Source organism: Hydrogenivirga sp. 128-5-R1-1, from assembly GCF_000171895.1.
On the sequence record NZ_ABHJ01000382.1, the window covers coordinates 1 to 1,373 of the forward strand.

The 1,373-nt window shown below is 37.0% G+C and carries 1 protein-coding gene; it reads left to right on the top strand.

Features of this window, described 5'->3' with window-relative positions:
* The coding region (locus HG1285_RS01425; protein ID WP_008289402.1) for a leucyl aminopeptidase at nucleotides 1-1,373 on the top strand (1,373 nt) is incomplete at both ends.

Genomic DNA, 1,373 nt, shown 5'->3' on the forward strand with positions numbered 1-1,373 from the left:
TGAAGGTGCAATATCAGCCCTCAAAAGAGAAATAAAATTTAATGGTGATTTTGGGAAAGTTCTAACAGTTCCATCACTTGGAAAAGGAAAGGCTGATTTTGTAATTCTTATCGGTGCAGGTTCCAAAAGAGATTTTGACCTTGATAAAGCAAGAAGACTTGGTGCTGCAGCTGTTAGAAAGATGAGGAATATGAAAGTAGACAAAGCGATGATTGATGCTGAAGCTCTTTCAATTAAAGATGAAGACCCTGATATAGCACAGGCAATCACAGAAGGAGTAATACTTGGAAATTACAGATTTGATAAATATATGTCCAAAAAAGATGAATTTGAACCTAAAGAGGTTCAGATTAGAGTGAAAAGAAAATATAAAAATGCTGCAGAAGAAAAGGTAAAAATAGGCAAAATACTAGCTGAAGCTCAAAACTTTACAAGAGACCTTGTAAATGAACCGGGAAATGTCATAAATCCTCAAAAACTGGCAGAAATCGCAGAAGAGCTTGCCAAAGAATATGGATTTGAGGTCAAAATATATGATGAAGATGAAATAGAAAAAATGGGAATGAATGCTTATCTGGCTGTTGCCAGAGGAAGTGCAAATCCTCCAAGATTTATTCACCTAACATACAAACCTAAAAAGGCTAAAAAAGAGATAGCCCTTGTTGGTAAAGGTTTAACATTTGATAGTGGTGGTCTTAATATAAAGCCGGGAGATTATATGAGATGGATGAAATCTGACAAGGCCGGAGCATGTGCCGTTCTGGGAATATTCAAAGCAATTGGTGAGCTTAAACCTGACGTGGCTGTTCATGGTGTTATCGCTGCAGCAGAAAATATGCCTGATGGTAAATCCTATAGGCCTGATGATATTATTGTTGCAAAAAATGGTGTAAGCATTGAGATTGGGAATACCGATGCAGAAGGAAGATTAACCCTTGCAGATGCATTGTGTTATGTATCTGAGCTTAAACCTGATGCAATTATAGATATGGCAACTCTTACCGGTGCTTGTATTGTTGCCCTTGGTGAATATACTGCAGGTGTAATGGGTAACAACCAGCGATTAATCAATCAGGTTCTTGAAACCTCTGAAAAAACTGGAGAATGGATGTGGCAACTACCATTTAACGATATGCTTAGAGAGCATATAAAAGCTCCTAATGCAGATGTTTATAACATTGGAACAACAAGATACGGTGGTGCTATAACAGCCGGATTATTCCTTGAAAAATTTGTTGATAAAAATATTCCATGGGTTCATATAGATATTGCGGGACCTGCTCATAATACAAAAGGCTGGTATTATCATCCAAAAGGAGCAACAGGATTCCCAGTTAGAACAATAACAACATTTCTTATGGAAAATTCAAAGT